General features: G+C 76.3%; 13 protein-coding genes. 7 read left to right on the top strand and 6 right to left on the bottom strand.

Annotated features, from left to right (window positions below; genetic code table 11):
- Nucleotides 1–10 precede the first annotated feature (10 nt).
- The gene (locus ACUW6W_RS10325) at nt 11–1,111 is read left to right on the top strand and encodes an NYN domain-containing protein (RefSeq protein WP_036314328.1); all 1,101 of its coding nucleotides are present in this window, start codon (nt 11–13) and stop codon (nt 1,109–1,111) included.
- Between the two features lie 99 nt (nt 1,112–1,210).
- Nucleotides 1,211–1,492: a hypothetical protein gene (locus tag ACUW6W_RS10320; protein WP_036381106.1), complete on the top strand. Its 282-nt coding sequence runs from the start codon at nt 1,211–1,213 to the stop codon at nt 1,490–1,492.
- Between the two features lie 27 nt (nt 1,493–1,519).
- Here ACUW6W_RS10320 and ACUW6W_RS10315 read toward each other — a convergent pair whose 3' ends face one another.
- From ACUW6W_RS10315 to hemE, 6 genes are read right to left on the bottom strand one after another with little or no spacing between them, the layout of a single operon-like run.
- Entirely contained in the window at nt 1,520–2,359 is an 840-nt protein-coding gene (locus ACUW6W_RS10315; RefSeq protein ID WP_123244207.1) for a uroporphyrinogen-III synthase, read from the bottom strand.
- A 1-nt stretch (nt 2,360) separates the two neighbouring features.
- A complete protein-coding gene (hemC, locus tag ACUW6W_RS10310) occupies nt 2,361–3,494 on the bottom strand; it encodes a hydroxymethylbilane synthase (protein ID WP_036314322.1) in 1,134 nt (377 codons plus the stop codon).
- Between the two features lie 4 nt (nt 3,495–3,498).
- Complete coding sequence (locus ACUW6W_RS10305) at nt 3,499–4,848, bottom strand: ferrochelatase (protein WP_454180171.1); 1,350 nt, start codon at nt 4,846–4,848, stop codon at nt 3,499–3,501.
- The gene (gene hemQ, locus ACUW6W_RS10300; protein WP_036314319.1) at nt 4,848–5,564 is read right to left on the bottom strand and encodes a hydrogen peroxide-dependent heme synthase; all 717 of its coding nucleotides are present in this window, start codon (nt 5,562–5,564) and stop codon (nt 4,848–4,850) included. Before hemQ ends, ACUW6W_RS10305 begins: the two co-directional genes overlap by 1 nt.
- Before the next feature lie 50 nt (nt 5,565–5,614).
- Entirely contained in the window at nt 5,615–7,123 is a 1,509-nt protein-coding gene (locus tag ACUW6W_RS10295) for a protoporphyrinogen/coproporphyrinogen oxidase (protein ID WP_101965984.1), read from the bottom strand.
- Nucleotides 7,120–8,343, bottom strand: a complete 1,224-nt coding sequence (gene hemE, locus ACUW6W_RS10290; RefSeq protein ID WP_101967521.1) for a uroporphyrinogen decarboxylase — start codon at nt 8,341–8,343, stop codon at nt 7,120–7,122. Before hemE ends, ACUW6W_RS10295 begins: the two co-directional genes overlap by 4 nt.
- Nucleotides 8,344–8,479: 136 nt before the next feature.
- On the opposite strand from hemE, the gene ACUW6W_RS10285 reads away from it, so the two are divergent.
- The 5 genes from ACUW6W_RS10285 to ACUW6W_RS10265 all read left to right on the top strand — a co-directional run bounded on the left by ACUW6W_RS10285 (nt 8,480) and on the right by ACUW6W_RS10265 (nt 14,586).
- Nucleotides 8,480–9,832 carry a glutamyl-tRNA reductase gene (locus tag ACUW6W_RS10285; RefSeq protein WP_101967522.1) on the top strand — a complete coding sequence of 451 codons (1,353 nt, stop codon included), beginning with the start codon at nt 8,480–8,482 and terminating at the stop codon, nt 9,830–9,832.
- Nucleotides 9,833–9,857: 25 nt separating this feature from the next.
- Entirely contained in the window at nt 9,858–10,514 is a 657-nt protein-coding gene (locus ACUW6W_RS10280) for a TetR/AcrR family transcriptional regulator (RefSeq protein WP_044659417.1), read from the top strand.
- Nucleotides 10,515–10,634: 120 nt separating this feature from the next.
- Nucleotides 10,635–10,859 carry a DUF3107 domain-containing protein gene (locus ACUW6W_RS10275; RefSeq protein WP_002854967.1) on the top strand — a complete coding sequence of 75 codons (225 nt, stop codon included), beginning with the start codon at nt 10,635–10,637 and terminating at the stop codon, nt 10,857–10,859.
- A gap of 68 nt (nt 10,860–10,927) precedes the next feature.
- Nucleotides 10,928–12,493, top strand: coding sequence for an RNB domain-containing ribonuclease (locus ACUW6W_RS10270; protein WP_063189558.1), 1,566 nt, complete (start codon nt 10,928–10,930; stop codon nt 12,491–12,493).
- A 251-nt stretch (nt 12,494–12,744) separates the two neighbouring features.
- Nucleotides 12,745–14,586: a DEAD/DEAH box helicase gene (locus ACUW6W_RS10265; RefSeq protein WP_144826556.1), complete on the top strand. Its 1,842-nt coding sequence runs from the start codon at nt 12,745–12,747 to the stop codon at nt 14,584–14,586.
- The last annotated feature ends 116 nt before the right edge of the window (nt 14,587–14,702 follow it).

The raw sequence follows: 14,702 nt of genomic DNA, 5'->3' as shown, positions 1-14,702 counted from the left end.
GGTGGGACACATGCCCGAACCCACCCCCGCATCCCTGCGCATCGCCGTCCTGATGGACAGCGACAACGTCTCCCCCAAGTTCGCCCCCCTGATCCTCGAGGAGCTCGCCACCTACGGCACCCCCACGATCAAGCGCGCGTACGGCGACTGGACCACGACCAACCTCAACGGCTGGAAGAAGGCGCTGAACCACCACGCGATCCAGCCGGTCCAGCAGTTCGCCTACACCGTGGGCAAGAACTCCTCGGACTCCGCGCTCATCATCGACGCGATGGACCTGCTCTGGATGGGCAACGTGGACGCGTTCGCCCTCGTCTCCTCCGACTCCGACTTCACGCGCCTGGCCACCCGCCTGCGCGAGGGCGGCAAGCGCGTGATCGGCCTGGGCGCCCGCAAGACCCCCGCCTCCCTGCGCAACGCCGTGGACCAGTTCATCTACCTCGAGCTGCTCGGCACCGCCACGGACCACGACGTCGACGACGACGAGACCGGCGAGGACGCCCCCGCCAAGGAGGAGAACGCCAAGGCGTCCGAGGGCTCCGGCCGCTCGGGGTCCCGCCGCGGTGGTCGAGGCCGCGGTCGCGGGGCCAAGACCACCGACGCCACCGACACCCCCGAGGCCACCGACGCGGACGCCGAGGCCCCCATTGCCGACGAGGCCCCTGCTGCCGACGAGGCCCCCGCTGCCGACGAGGCGCCCGCCGGGGACGCCGCCGCCGGCAAGGACGGGAAGGCCGCGGAGGCGAAGTCCGGGGCCGGTCGGCGGGGCCGCCGTGCGTCGTCGTCGGACGTCACCGAGGACCCGACCCCGCCCGAGGTGCCGGTCGAGGCCGAGCCCGAGCACGACGAGGCCGACGCCGCCCCGCGCATCGACCTGCAGGCCGCGCTCACCAAGGCCGTCAACGCCACGAGCACCGACGACGGCTGGGCCACGCTGTCCCTGATCGGCCAGCACCTGAGCCGCACCCACGTGGACTTCGACCCGCGCGACTTCGGGCACTCCAAGCTCTCCACCCTCGTGGAGGACCAGCCGTACCTGCGCACCCGCACCGAGGGCCGGACCATGGAGGTCTCGCTGGTCCGCCGCCGCAGCCGCCGCGCCGAGGGCTGAGCGGCACGGCCCGTCGTCCCCCGCGGCCGGCGGGCCGGTCAACCGGCCGTTCACCCGCCGGCCACCCGCCCACCACGCCCGCCCGGTAGGCTCCCCGCCATGGGGAACACTCTGGGCTTCCTGCGCGGCGTCGACCGCCTGCACGCCTTCTACACGGAGAACGTGCGCATGCTCGCGCACGCGTACGACCTGACGGACGAGGAGGCCTCGGAGCTGCTCGCCAACACGGGCTTCACCAACGTCTCGGTCGCCATCCTGCGCGGCCCGCGGGTGGACATCATGGCCGCCGCCACCGGCGTGCCGCAGGACGAGAGGCACGACGCCGGCCCGGCGCCGTCGGAGGACGACGCGCCCGACCCGGACGGCGACCGCCCCGACTGAGCCTCGCCTCGAGTGCGGCCGGGCGGCTCAGGCCGCACCGCGCAGCACGGCCAGCACTCCGGCCGCGTCCGGCGTGGGGGCCGTCCCGAGCAGGGGCAGACCCCGCCGCGCGCACGTGTCACGGGTCGGCGCGCCGATCGCCACGAGCCGCACCCGCTTGCCCACCAGTGGCGTCAGACCCGCGGCCACGAACTCCTCCGCCGCGGAGGAGCTGGTGAGCACCACAGCGGTCCCCGCCGCGACCGCGGCCAGCCGCGCGGGCGTCACGACGTCCCCCCGGCCCTCGTCCGCCGCCCCGTCGAGCAGTCGCCTGCCGGCCTGCGCCGGATACGGCACTGTCCGGTAGGCGAGCCCGGTCCGCACGTCCCAGCCCGCCGCGCGCAGGCCGTCGGCGAGGCGGGACCGGGCCCGATCGGACTGGGGCAGCCACGCGCGGGCGCCGCGGGGATGCAGGGCGGCGAGTCCGGCGATCAGGCCCTCGGCGGAGCGGTCCTCGGGCGGCAGCCACGGCGCCGCGTCGCAGCCCGCCTCGGTCAGCACCCGTGCCGTGCCCGGTCCGGTGACCGCGATCCGCGCGCCCGCCGGGACATGGCCGTCCCAGCCGACGGCCCTGAGCGCGCGCACGGTGTTGGGGCTCGTCACCACGAGCCAGCGGGACCCGTCCGAGCGCACCGGCCCGGCCGCATCACCGTCGGCCCCCGCCCAGTCCGCGAGCAGCGCGCGCAGGGGGCCGTCGTCGTCGGGCAGTGCGAAGTCGGTCAGCGGCAGGAAGCCGACCCGCAGCCGCCGCCCCGCCACCTCGGTGCCGGCGAGACCGGCCTCGAGGTCGCCGGCCTGGGCCGGCTGGCGGGTGAGCAGGACGCGCATCTCAGGCCGGGTCGTCGGGGCGCGGGGCGCCGTCGCCCCGGTCCACCCCGCGCACCGTGCCGGGCAGCAGGTCGGCGCCCTCGGCCACGAACTGCTCGGCCACGTGCACGCCGAGTGCCTCCGCGGCCACGAACAGGGTGTCCTCGAGCCACTCGTCGCCGGCCGCCGGGTCGCCGGCCACGTCGGTCGGCACCGGGTCGAGCTGCACGGACGAGGTCCGGCGCAGCACGCGCGAGCCGTCGAGGGCGGCCACCATCGCGGTCATCTCGATGCGCGGCGCGCCGGCCTCGCCGTCGGTCACGCGGGCCACGGCCCCGATCGGCGCGGCGCAGCCGGCCTCGAGGCGGCGCAGCAGGGCCCGCTCGGCGGTGACCGCCACGTGGGTGTCCCGATCGTCGACCAGCTCGAGGGCGGCGTGCAGCCTCCCGACCGGCGCCTCGGGGTCCAGGAGCGCCCGACCGAGGAAGGACTCGTCCTCGGCCCGGATCTCCACGGCCAGGGCGCCCTGCCCGGGGGCGGGCACCATGACCTCCGGGTCGATCCGCTCGGTGATCACGTGGTCCAGGCCGAGCCGGTTGAGCCCGGCACAGGCCAGGATCACGGCGTCGAGGTCACCGCGGGGCGAACCCGCGGCGGCCGGGGCGTGATCGTCGTGCTGCTCCAGCCCGGGCACGCGGGCCAGGCGGGTCTGCACGTTGCCGCGGATGTCCACCAGCTCCAGATCCGGGCGCAGCGCCTTGAGCTGGGCCACGCGGCGCGGCGAGCCCGTGCCCACCCGGGCGCCCTCGGGCAGGGTCGCCAGGGTGAGGCCGTCGCGGGCGCACAGGGCGTCCCGCAGGTCGGCCCGGGCCGGCACCGCGGCGATCTCGAGGGTCTCCGGCTGGGCGGCCGGCAGGTCCTTGAGCGAGTGCACCGCCGCGTCCACGACGCCGTCGAGCACGGCGGCCCGCAGCGCCGAGGCGAACACGCCGGTGCCGCCCAGCGAGGCCAGCGAGCCGGTGGTGACGTCGCCCTCGGTGCGGATCACCACCAGCTCGTGGGCCAGGCCGGAGCGCTCCGTGAGCGTCTCGGCCACGTGGCTGGTCTGCGTGGTCGCCAGGGCGGAGCCCCGGGTGCCAATGCGCAGGGGGGTCACGGTCTCAGGCCTCCTCGGCGGGGGCCGCGGCGCCCGCCTCGTGCTCGGCCAGCCCGCGCACGGCGGCGTCGACAGCGGACGTCGTCGGCCGCGTCGAGCCGTCCCGCATCACCTTGACGCAGCAGTCCGGCCGGCACACGTCGTACCACGCCGGGAAGCAGCCGACCGCGGCGCGACCCTCGCGCCGGCCCAGCCGCTCCTCCACGATGTCCACGAGCCCGGCCACGAACCGCGGGTCGGTGCCCGGGGTGGGGCTGCGCCGGAACCCCACGCCCAGCCCCTCGGCGGTCTCCTTGGCCTCGGTGTCGAGGTCCCAGACCACCTCCATGTGGTCCGAGACGAACCCCAGCGGCACGACGACGAAGCCCGCCACGGCGCGCCCCTGCGCGTCCGTCTCGGCGCCCTCGCCCGCGAGGTGCTCCATCGCGTCGTTGATGTCCGGCTCGAGCCACGGCACCGAGGGCGGGCCGGAGCGCGACTGGTACACGAGCGACCACGGCACGTCCGCGGCCTCGGGCACGCCGGCGAGGATCTCGCGGGCCACATCGAGGTGCTGCGCCGAGTACACGTCCGCACCCTCATCGCCCGGCTCCGCCCCCGCCTGCGCGCGCAGGTCGGCGGCGAGGCCGCGCGGGCCGGCGGCGGCGGCGTCGGAGGTGGGGATCGAGTGGGTCGCGAAGAGCACGTGGATCCGCGCGTCGTCCCCCAGCTCCGCGCGCAGCGACGCCAGGTCCGCGCGCAGGCCGTCCCGGAACGGCTCGATGAAGCCGGGGTGGTTGAAGTACTGGCGCGTCTTGTCCAGGTCCACCTTCCCGGTCAGGCCGGTCTGCTCCAGGGCCATGCCCATGTCCTCGCGGTACTGGCGGCACGAGGAGTAGCAGGAGTACGCGGAGGTGGTGACCGTCAGGATGCGGCGGTGCCCGTCGGCGTGCATCCGCTCGAGGGTGTCCGGGAAGTAGGGCTCCCAGTTGCGGTTGCCCCAGTACACGGGCAGGTCCAGGCCGCGGGCGGCCAGCTCGGCCTCGATGGCCGCCTTCAGCGCGCGGTTCTGCGCGTTGATGGGGCTGACGCCGCCGTTGGCGCGGTAGTGGGTGGCGACCTCCTCGAGGCGCTCGTCCGGGATGCCGCGCCCGCGCGTGACGTTGCGCAGGAACGGGATCACGTCGTCCTGGCCCTCGGGCCCGCCGAAGGAGGCGAGCAGCAGGGCGTCGTAGTCCTTGGGGGCCATCACGCCGCACACGTCGTAGTCGACGCCGGCGGCGGCCTTCTCGGGCGTCCGGAGGGCCGGGGCGACGCCGGCGTCCGGGCCGGTGTGGACGGGCGCGTCGGCGCGGGGCTCGGGGGCGGCGGTCATCAGGCCAGCACCTCCGCGATCTCGGCGGTCTCCAGACGGCGTCCGGTGTAGAACGGCACCTCGCTGCGCACGTGCAGGCGGGTCTCGTTGTTGCGCAGGTGGCGCATCATGTCCACCAGGTCCGTCAGCTCGTCCGCCTCGAGGCCCAGCAGCCACTCCCAGTCGTTCAGGCCGAACGCGCTGGTGGTGTTCGCCCATACCTGCGGGAAGTCCTGGCCGAGCTGGCCGTGCTCGCGGAGCATGCGGGCCCGCTCCTTCGGGTCCAGCAGGTACCAATCGTACGAGCGCACGAACGGGTAGAAGCACAGCCACTTCAGGGCCTTGCGGCCCATGGCGAAGGCGGGGACGTGGTCCTTGTTGAACTCGGCCATGCGATCGGCGCCCATGGCCGAGAGCACCATCGTGGTGCCCTCGAGCAGACGGGTGCGGCGCAGCTCGCGGATGGCGGCCTGCAGGTCCTCGGGCACCTGGCCGTACATCCACACCATGACGTCGCCGGCCTCGCGCATGCCCGAGACGTCGTAGACGCCGCGCACGGTCACGCCGGTCTGGGCCACCCGCGCGACGGCCTCGTCGAACTCCTTGGCGGCCTTCTTCGCGTCACGGCCCTCCAGTCCCAGCCAGCCGGGCTCGCCCTGTGGGCGGGCGAACACGGTGTAGGTGGTGAACCAGTCCTTGCCGGCCTCGGCAGGGGTGGTGGTGCTGTCCTTGGTCATGGTCCTCTTCCTTGAGATCCGATTGCGTCAGGGGTGGTCTGGGGGCGAGGTCAGCCCGCGGGCGGCGCGTCGGCGCCGAGGGTGCGGTCCACGCCGGCGACGACGGCGGCCAGCCCGGTGCCGTGCACCCAGCTGCCCACGAGGTCGAGGCCGGGCACGTCCCGTGCCCAGTCGATCAGCGTGTCCGCCTTCGCGCGGTCGGGGCCGGCCTGCGGCGGGATGGAGCGGCGCCAGCGGGTGACGGTGCGGGCGACGACGTCCTCCTCCGCCAGCGGCACCCCGGTGAGAGTCGCCGTGTCCACGAGCGCCTGCGCGAGCAGCTCCTCGTCCGCGCTGCGGTGGCCCAGGGCCTCGGGCCCGCCGCCCTGGCGGCCGTAGGACAGGCGCAGCACGTGGCGGTGGGGATGGCGGGCGACACCGTCCTCCTGCGGACGCGCGACGACCTCGCGCAGCCACGCCCACTTGGCGGTGGCGTGGGTCAGGGCCTTGGCGGCCACGTCCGTCCCGGCGCCGACCAGCACTCCGGTGCCGCGTGGCGCGTCGTCCAGGCCCGCGGCCTCGACGACGAGCGTGGCCAGCGCGATGCCCTCGCCGAGGGCGGGGCCGGCGTCGGGGTCCAGGGCCTCGGCCGAGAGCGGGGCCAGCAGGTCCCAGGCGGTGACGCCGTCCACGGCCAGCACGACGCGGTCCACGTCGAGCCCGCGGACGACCTCGTCGTCCCGGTCCGAGATCTGGGCCCACCAGCCGCCGGTGGCGGGCACGCGGGACAGGGCGGCCACCCGGACACCGCGCAGGACGGTGGCCCCGTCCTCGCGCAGCGCCTCGACGAGCCGGCCGGTGAGGCGGACCATGCCGCCGTCCAGACCGGCCACGAGCGAGCCGGGGGTCCCGGTGGACCGCAGCGCGGCGACGCCCGCGGCCAGCCCGCCGTGCTCCACGGCGGCGGCGAGCAGGCCGGGGGCCACGCGCTCCAGCTCGACGACCGCGGGGTCGGCCGAGTGGACTCCGGCGACGACGGGGGCCACGAGGCGGTCGAGCACCTCGTCGCCGAGGCGGTCGGCCACGACCTGCGCGACGGTCACCGGCTCGCCGGCCGCGAGCGCGGCGGCCCAGCGATCCATGGGGGCCTCGGCGTCCTGCCGGGCGCGCTCCAGGCCGGCCGGCGTGAGGGCGGCGGCGAGGTCCTCGGCGTCGAGGTCGCCGGGGATGCCGACGATGCCGAGACGCGGGGCGCGCACGGGGCCGGCGGGACCGTGCAGCCACGAGCCGAGGGGCTCGGGCGCGACGATCTTCTCGCCCAGCCCGAGCTCCTCCACGAGCGCGCGCACGGCGGCGCCGCGGACGGCGAACGACTCGGCGCCGCCGTCGAGTTCGAGGGTCTGGGTCTCGGGGGCCCCGGTCTCGCCGTGCGAGGGGACGTCGAGGAAGCGCGGGGAGACCGCGCCCCCGAGCACGGAGGTGGCCTCGGCGAGGGTCACGTCCCAGCCCGCCGTGGACAGTCGGTGGGCCGCGACGAGGCCGGCGATGCCGCCGCCGACCACGAGCGCCGTGCCGCTCATGCGCGCTCCTCCCGCTCGGCGGTCTCGACCCCCGGTGCCGGGTCCTGGCCCTCCCGCTCCGGCACGGGCAGGGAGTGGATCAGCTCGACCACGCGGGTCAGCACGGCCGCGTCCGTCTCCGGCGGCACGCCGTGGGCGAGGTTGACGACGTGGCCGGGCGCGACGGCGCCGGAGGCGACAACGTCGCGCACGTGGGCCTCGAGGACCTCCCACGGGGCGGCGAGCAGGGCCGGGTCGATGTTGCCCTGCAGGGGCACGGCGCCGCGTCCGTCGGGGCCGGGGTTCGCGCTGAGCCGGCGGTGCGCCTCGGCGAGCGTGAGGCGGTGGTCCACGCCGACGGCGGTCGCGCCCGCGTCACGCATGTGGTGCAGGAACTCTCCGGTGCCCGTGCCGAAGTGCAGGAGCGGGGCGCCGTCGGGGACGCCGGGCCCGGCGAGGTCGGCGACATGGGCGAGGGCCGCCGTCGAGTGCGGCTGCACGTGCTCGAGGTAGTCGTCCGCCGAGAGCGAACCGGCCCACGAGTCGAACAGCTGCGCGGCGGAGGCGCCGGACTCGAGCTGGGCGCGCAGGAACTGGCCGGACACGGTGGCCGCCCAGCCGGCCAGGGCGGCCCAGGTCTCGGGGTCGGCGTGCATCATGCGTCGCGGGCCGAAGTGGTCGCGGGAGGGACGGCCCTCCACCATGTACGCCGCCAGCGTGAAGGGGGCGCCGGCGAAGCCGATCAGGGGGCGCGGGCCCAGCTCGGCGACGGTGGCCGCGACGGCCTCGCGGATGACGTCCAGGGCGGCGTCCTCGAGGACGGGCAGCGCGGCGACGTCGTCGGCGGTGCGGACGGCCTGGCCGAGCACGGGGCCCACGCCGGGCTGGATCTCCACGTCCACGCCCGCCAGGCGCAGGGGGACCACGATGTCCGAGAAGAAGATCGCCGCGTCGACGTCGTGGCGGCGCACCGGCTGCATCGTGATCTCCCGGACCAGGTCCGGCATGAGGCAGGAGTCGAGCATCCCGATCCCCTCGCGCACCTGGCGGTACTCGGGCAGCGAACGGCCGGCCTGCCGCATGAACCACACGGGGTGGCGGTCGGGGCGCTGGCCGCGCAGCGCGCAGAGGAGCGGGCTGGCCACGGTCGAGCGTGACGGATCCTCGGTGCGCAGCGGGTGCTCGGCGGGCAGTGCCGGGACGGCCGCGGGGGTCTCGGGGGTCTGGGACAGGGCGGACATGCCCCCAGTGTCCCACCGGTCGTGTCGCGGTGGCACATCCGCGTCCTCCGTGAGCGTCGTCACACTGGCCGACGGCACCCGGGTCAGGTCCGCCTTCCCGGACGGGCGGGGCGGTCGGGGCTAGACTTGGCCCGCTGTGACTGTCTTCTCTCTCGTCGCCTCCCACCATGATCTGGACCTGGACACGGTCGCCCGCCTCAGCGCCGGCGCGACCGGGGTCGGGCCCGCCCTGCCCGGCAGCGGTGCGGCGGGCGCCGTCGTGCTGGCCACGTGCAACCGCGTGGAGATCTACGCCGAGGCCGACGGGGCCGGCGTCGAGGCCGCTCGCGCGGGGCTGCTGTCCGCCGTCGCCGCCTCCACCTCCCTGCCCGACGAGGACGTGCACGCCGCGTTCCGCACACTCGACGCCGACGCCACGGCCCGTCACCTCTTCGAGGTCGGCGCCGGACTGGACTCCGCCGTGGTGGGCGAGCGCGAGATCGCCGGTCAGGTCCGACGCGCCCTGACGGCGGCCCAGGAGGCCGGCACCGCCTCGGGTCCGCTCGTCCGCCTCTTCGAGTCCGCCACGCGCACGGCCAAGGACGTCGGCTCCCGCACGGCGCTCGGCGCGGCCGGCCGCTCGGTCGTCTCCGTCGCCCTGGACCTCGCGGAGGAGCTGCGCGGTCTCACCGACGCCGCGGCCCAGCGCGACTTCTGGGCCGGGGCCACCATCCTGCTGATCGGCACGGGCGCCTACGCCGGCACCACGCTCGCGCAGCTGGCGGACCGGGGCGCGACCACCGTCGGCGTGCACTCGGCCTCGGGCCGCGCGGAGCAGTTCGTCGCGGACCGCGGCGGCTGGGCCCTCGCGCTCGGCGGCGAGGCCGTGGCCGGCGCCGTCGCCGAGGCGGACGTGATCATCGGCTCCTCCGGCGGCGAACGCCAGATCAGCCCCGAGCGCCTCCAGGAGCTGCGCAAGGGCGGACGGCGTCCGCTCACGGTGGTCGACCTGGCCCTCTCGCGCGACTTCGACCCGGCGGTCGCGGACCTGCCGGACGTCGATCTCATCACCCTCGAGTCGGTGCGGCTGGCCGCACCCGAGCAGGCCCAGGTCGCCGTCGCGGAGGCCCGCGCGCTCGTGGACGACGCCGTCGAGGAGTACCGCGCCGCGCAGCGTGGCCGCAGTGCCGACGCGGCGATCAAGGCCCTGCGCCGCCACACCCTCGGTGTGCTCGACCGGGAGCTTGAGCGCGTGCGCGCCCGCCACGGCTGCACGGCGGCCGCCGAGGAGGTGGAGTTCGCCCTGCGCCGCATGGTGAACCAGCTCCTGCACGAGCCCAGCGTGCGCGCCAAGCGGCTCGCCGCCGAGGGCCGGCTCGACCGCTATGAGGACGCCCTCGAGGCGGTCTTCGGGATCGAGGCCCCCGGCCGCCCCGCCCCCGCCGTGGGCACGGTCGAGGCGGCCTGCCCCGCGCACGAGGACGACGGCGGCGCCGCGCGCATCGCGTGAGCCCGCCCCGCGCCAGGAAGACCCCGTGACCGCCCACCCCGCCGCCACCGCGCCCGACGAGCCCGGGCGAGGCCGTCGTCTGCCCCGGCACAAGCGTCGCCGCCAGCTGCTGGACTGCGCCCGCGCGGTCTTCGCCGCCGAGCGGTACGCGGGGGCCTCCATGGAGCAGATCGCCGAGCGGGCCGAGGTCTCCAAGCCGGTCCTCTACCAGCACTTCCCCAGCAAGCACGAGCTCTTCCTCGAGCTGTTGGACGCCGAGGTCGCGAGCCTGCGCGCGCTCCTCGAGGCGGCGATGGACACCCGCCGGGACAACCGCGAACGGGTGCGGGCCACCGTCGCCGCCGTGTTCGAGTACATGGCCTCCCCCGAGCGGACCCACCGCCTCATCTTCGACTCCGGCATCGACGCGGACCCGGAGGTGCGCACGCGCAGCGAGGCCGTCCACCGGCTGCTCTCCTCCGAGGTCGCGCGCACCATCCGCGCGGACACCACCGTAGCCGAGGCCGAGGCCGAGGTGCTCTCCCGCGGACTCGTCGGCTATCTCCTGGGCGCCGCCCGCCACTGGGCGGACCGGCTCGACGCCGACGCCCGCCCCGCCGCCGCCGAGATGGCCCGCACGGTGGACGCGCTCGTCTGGCGCGGCCTCGCCTCGCTGCCCTCCGCGGACGACGCGCCGCGCTGACCCGGCCGTCCGGCCCGTTTCGCCCGCGGGTGAACCTCGTGGGCGCCCGTCCACCCCGCCGAGCGGTCCCGTAGGCTGACGGTGGACCGCACAGGACGCGACGAAGAGAAGAGGTTCCCCATGGAGATCCGCATCGGTGTGCAGCACGTCGGCCGCGAGGTCGTCATCGACAGCGAGCAGTCGGCGGACGAGGTCCGCTCCCTCGTGGACGCCGCCGTCGCCGACGGCACCCCGCTGGTCCTGGCGGACGCCAAGGGCCGCCAGGTGGTCGTCCCCGGCGACCGCATCGGCTTCGTGGAGATCGGCGCGAAGAAGTCGGGCCCGCTCGGGTTCGCCGCCTCTTGACCCGCCCGCACGCCCCGGTGATCCGCCGGGGCGTGCGTCGTCTCGGCCCCCTGCCCAGGAGCATCGCCATGTCGCCTCACGCCCTCGGCCTCCGCGGCCCCGCCGACCCGGCCCTGCTCGAGCGCCTCGCCGCCCTGCGGACGGAGCTCGAGCTGCCGCCGGCCTTCCCCGCCCCCGTCCTGGCCGAGGCGGAGGCGGCCGCGCGTGAGGTGCACGCGGGCCTGACCGGGAGCCCGGACCACGCGGACCGCACGGCGCTGCCGTTCGTCACCGTGGACCCCGCCGGCTCCACGGACCTGGATCAGGCCCTGCTCCTGACCCCCGCCGACGACGACGGCATCCTCGTCCGCTACGCGATCGCGGACGTGCCCGCCTTCGTGGCCCCGGGCGGCGCCGTGGACGCCGAGGCCCGCCGCCGCGGCCAGACCGTCTACCTGCCCGACGGCCGGGTCCCCCTGCACCCGGAGGTGCTGAGCGAGGACGCCGCCTCCCTGCTCCCCGACCGCGAGCGCCCGGCGTTCGTCTGGACGTTCCTGCTGGACGCCGCGGGCGCCGTCGTCGAGACCGGCCTCGAACGCGCCCGCATCCGCTCCCGGGCGCAGCTGACGTACGGGCAGGTGCAGGCCTTCCTCGACGCACAGCCGGGGGCGCAGGCGCAGACGACGCCGCGTCCCGGGGTCACCGACGCGGACCGGGCCGCCGCCGAGGGGTGGCCGGCCGAGGTGCGCGACTCGCTGACGCTGCTGCCGGAGGTGGGCCGACGGCGGGCCGCGCAGGAGGCCGCCCGCGGCGGCGCCTCCCTGAACCTGCCGGACCAGGAGGTCCGTGTCACCGAGGACGGGGCGCACGAGCTCGTGCACCGGGCGCCGCTGCCGGCGGAGGAGCACAACGCCCAGCTCTCCCTGCTGACCGGCATGGCCGCGGCCGAGCTGATGCTGGCCGCCGGGGTCGGGATCCTGCGCACGATGCCGGCGCCGGACGCCGAGGCCGTCGCCGCCTTCCGAGAGCGCACACGCGCCCTGGGCGCCCCGTGGGACGAGGGCCAGGACTACGGCGCCTACCTGCGTTCCCTCGACCCCGCCGACGCGCGGCACCTGGCGGTGCTGCACGCGGCGACCGGGCTGTTCCGCGGCGCCGGGTACACGGCCTTCGACGCGCAGGCCGAGGACCCGGCCCTGCGCACACCGCCGGATGAACCGGCCCAGGCCGCGCTCGCCGCCCCCTACGCCCACGCCACCGCTCCGCTGCGCCGGCTCGTGGACCGCTTCGTCCTGGCCCTGTGCCACGCCCATGCCATCGGCGCCCCCGCCCCCGCATGGGTCCGCAGCGCCCTGCCCGCGCTGCCCGCCCTCATGGCGGACTCGTCGCGCCGGGCCTCGGCCGCCAGCCGGACGGCGGCGGACCTCGTGGAGGCGGCGGCGCTCGAGTCCCGCGTCGGCGCGGAGCTCGAGGGGATCGCGGTGCGCGAGGCGAAGGACGGCACGGAGGTGTGGCTGCTCGACCCGGCCGTGAGCCTGCGGGTGCCGGGCAGCGTCCCGGCGGGCACCCGGGTGCGCGTGCGGATCGAGGGCGTGGACCGCGCCTCGGGTGCGATCACGGCCGCGGGGGTAGACTGGCCGCACAGCTCACGCTGACCCAGGATGACCGGTCGCTCTCTGATCACCCTGACCCGCCGCCCGCGCCCCTGACGCCCGGGACGGCACCATGACCTGCCGGATCCGGCACGGCCCGCCTCGCACGGCGCGCCCGGCCCGGTTCCACGGGGCGCCGCCCGTCGGCCGCTCCGCGTGCTTGCCTCGCGATCGGCTTCCGCTTGAACCGCGCGCACGGCGGAGCCGGGCCTCCCGCCCGCCGTGACGACGCCCGACCAGGAACGCGAGTCGCCATGACCCAGAACTCCGAGCACACCCCCGCCTCCGCCGACCTCGACCCGACGGTCGCCGCGATCGCGGAGGACATCGTCACCGAGGACGCCGTGCCCGTGGCCCCCGAGCAGACCTTCGCCGACTTCGGGGTGCACCCCGCGATCGTCGAGGCCCTGGAGGCCAAGGGCATCGTCCACCCCTTCCCCATCCAGGCCATGACCCTGCCGGTCGCCCTCGGCGGCCACGACATCATCGGCCAGGCCAAGACCGGCACCGGCAAGACCCTCGGCTTCGGCATCCCCGCACTGCAGCGCGCCATCGGCCCGGGCGAGCCCGGCTGGGACGGCCTCGAGGCCAAGGGCACCGCGGGCGCCCCGCAGGCCCTGATCGTCGCCCCGACGCGCGAGCTCGCCGTCCAGGTGGCCGGCGACCTCACGGCCGCCGCGGCCCGGCGCCCCCTGCGCATCGCCACCATCTACGGCGGCCGCGCCTACGAGCCGCAGATCGAGGAGCTGCAGCGCGGCGTCGAGATCGTCGTCGGCACCCCCGGCCGCCTCATCGACCTGATGCGCCAGCGCCACCTGCGCCTGGACCTGGTGAACACGGTGGTGCTGGACGAGGCCGACGAGATGCTGGACCTCGGCTTCCTCCCCGACGTCGAGACCCTGCTCGCCGCCGTCCCGGCCGTGCGTCAGACCATGCTGTTCTCGGCCACCATGCCGGGTCCCGTGGTCGCGATGGCGCGCCGCTACATGACGCAGCCGACCCACATCCGCGCGGCGGACCCGGAGGACGAGGGCCTGACGAAGAAGGACATCCGTCAGCTCGTCTACCGCGCCCACCACATGGACAAGGACGAGCTCGTGGCCCGCGCCCTGCAGGCCGAGGGCCGCGGCCGGACCATCATCTTCACGCGCACCAAGCGCACGGCCGCTCGCGTGGCGGACGAGCTGACGGCGCGCGGCTTCGCGGCCGGCGCGCTGCACGGCGACCTCGGCCAGGGCGCCCGCGAGCAGGCGCTGCGCGCGTTCCGCAACGGCAAGGTGGACATCCTCGTGGCCACCGACGTCGCGGCGCGCGGCATCGACGTCGACGACGTCACGCACGTGTTCAACTTCCAGGCGCCGGAGGACGAGAAGACCTACGTGCACCGCGTGGGCCGCACGGGCCGCGCCGGCAACAAGGGCGTGGCGGTGACCCTCGTGGACTGGGAGGACATGCCGCGCTGGTCCCTGATCGACAAGGCGCTCGGCCTCGGCCAGCCCGAGCCGGTGGAGACCTACTCCTCCTCCCCGCACCTGTTCTCCGACCTCGGCATCCCGAAGGGCACGAAGGGCCGTCTGCCGCAGGCCAAGCGCGTGCTCGAGGGCCTCGAGGGCGAGACGCTCGAGGACCTCGGCGGCCCCGAGGCGAAGCAGCGCGACGGCGGCCGCGGACGGGGTCGCGACGGCGGCCGTTCCCGTGACGGCGAGCGCGGCGGCCGAGGCCGGGGCGGGCGCTCCGGCGAGGGCCGTGACCGGGCGCGCGGCGGAGGCCGTGGCGAACGGAACCGGGGCGGCCGCTCCGGCGAGGGCCGTGACGATGCACGCGGCGGAGGCCGCGGCGAGCGCTCGGGCCGCGGGCGTGGTGAGGCACCCGCCGAGCAGCGCGCCGAGGGCCGGGGCCGTGGTCGCGGCGAGGGCCGCGAGCGCACCGCCTCACGCCCCGAGACCCCCGCGGCCCGGACGCCGGAGCCGGTGGCCGGCGTCGAGCTCACGGAGGCCCGCCGGGCCGAGCGCGCCGAGGCCCGGGCCGAGGCCCGTCGTCGCCGGGGCGGCCGCACCCGCACGCGCCGCCGCAACGGTGAGGTCGTGGACGGCTGACCGTCCCTCCCGGGCCCCGGGAATCTTCTGCGCGAATGACCCTTCTGACCGCCTGCGCGGCGGCTGGAAGGGTCATTCGCGCAACCGATCCTCCGCCGTCGCCCGGGCTGTCCGGG

The sequence above is a fragment of the Micrococcus sp. 093350064-1 genome (genome assembly GCF_053627955.1).
This window is presented reverse-complemented; position numbering and strand designations above follow the sequence as displayed.